General features: G+C 44.8%; 2 protein-coding genes. Both read right to left on the reverse strand.

The features are described 5' to 3' along the window. Positions 1 to 110: 110 nt before the first annotated feature. Positions 111 to 1,058 carry an IS30 family transposase gene (locus ABT053_RS43305; RefSeq protein WP_003130410.1) on the reverse strand — a complete coding sequence of 316 codons (948 nt, stop codon included), beginning with the start codon at positions 1,056 to 1,058 and terminating at the stop codon, positions 111 to 113. Between the two features lie 100 nt (positions 1,059 to 1,158). Further along, positions 1,159 to 1,346, reverse strand: a 188-nt coding sequence (locus ABT053_RS43310; RefSeq protein ID WP_350978020.1) for a hypothetical protein, incomplete at its 5' end; no start/stop codon positions are given.

A 1,346-nucleotide genomic window follows, 5' to 3' on the forward strand; every position in this document is an offset into this window, starting at 1 on the left:
GGGCGCACCCTGCAGTTCGGGTTGCATCCCCGTCACTCGGTGGTGCTGACCGACCTTGAGCCCGAGGTCCGCCGCTGGGTGGAGAGTCTCGAGCAAATTGCAAGTCCAAGTTAGCCAGCCAAGCTCATCTCATATGAACTCTTATAGTTGAACATTTTTCTTGGATAATGGTTCATCCAATACTCGATAGCGGCGACTTCTTCAGGGGTCGTCTTTGTTGTGCCTTTTGGCAGATGCCTACGAATCATTCGGTTATGGTTTTCATTCGTCCCTCGCTCAAAGCTCGCGTAGGCGTGTGCATAGTAAACTGGACAGCTTACGACCTCAGAGAGCCTTGCAAATTCATGGCCATTGTCAGGGGTAATGGATTTGAAGTCATAACTTTTTTGAAGTTCCACCAGCTCATCATTGACCGCCTGTGCTGTTTTCCCATCAATCAAGCGAATGATCTCCGTGCGGTATTTTCGCTCTGTGAGCGTCAAAAGCACCTTGTTCTTAGCTCTCGTAAGAATGACCGTGTCAATCTCGTAATGCCCCACTTCTAAGCGATTGTTAATGAACTCAGGCCGTTCTTCAATAGACTTACCAAAAGGATGCTTTGGCGCACGAGGTTTGATTTTCTTTGCCGCCTTATACTGCGGATAGAAAAGATGATGACGCTTGGCTTCTAACCAGCCCCAGTTGACCCAATTGTAGAGGCTGCTCAGAGAAACTCCTTTTAGAGCCTGATGAATGACTTCCAAAGAGTCCTTGTCTTCTTTAAGACGTGTACTCACATAACAATCAATCTCAGTCGTGAGTTTACTCGGACGAACACTGTGAGCCCTCAATCCTTCATAATTTTCTTGAGCCTTTTTAGCAGAGTATTTTACCTTCCGCTTGAGCTGGATTTCCCCTCGCTTCATCTCTCTGTCAATCGTCCCATGAGCTTTATTCAATAAGCGCGCAATCTCACGGTTGCTCAGTCCTTCTTTATTGTGCCAACGTTCAATGTTTAAACGGTCTTGATTGGTCAGGTGTTTCCCTTTGCTCTGGCTTGTGATAGAATAGTCTTGCATCTGAATTTCCTTTTTATACTATTTGGTCGAACTTCTAGTATAAGAGATTCAGATGTTTTTTGCTTGACTCAAGGTGGCTAACTTCATTTTACAATTTGCGTTATTTTTTTAAAATAGAACTAAGTTTTTCAACGAAGAGATTAACTTCATCAATTGTATTCATTTCTGAAAAAGAAATACGTATGTTTTCTTTTAGTTTTTCAGAATTTTTCCCGTAAACAGCTTCAAGAGGCGCCAGCTCCTCGGCGAGATGCACCGCACCAACTACGCGGGCCTGTCCCCGGGCCT

Origin of the sequence: Streptosporangium sp. NPDC002524 (assembly GCF_040295985.1) — a bacterium.
GTDB lineage: Bacteria > Actinomycetota > Actinomycetes > Streptosporangiales > Streptosporangiaceae > Streptosporangium.

Excerpts from the sequence above, each read along its gene's own strand:
- ABT053_RS43305 (WP_003130410.1), bottom strand. The coding sequence starts at position 1,058 with ATGCAAGACTATTCTATCACAAGCCAGAGCAAAGGGAAACACCTGACC.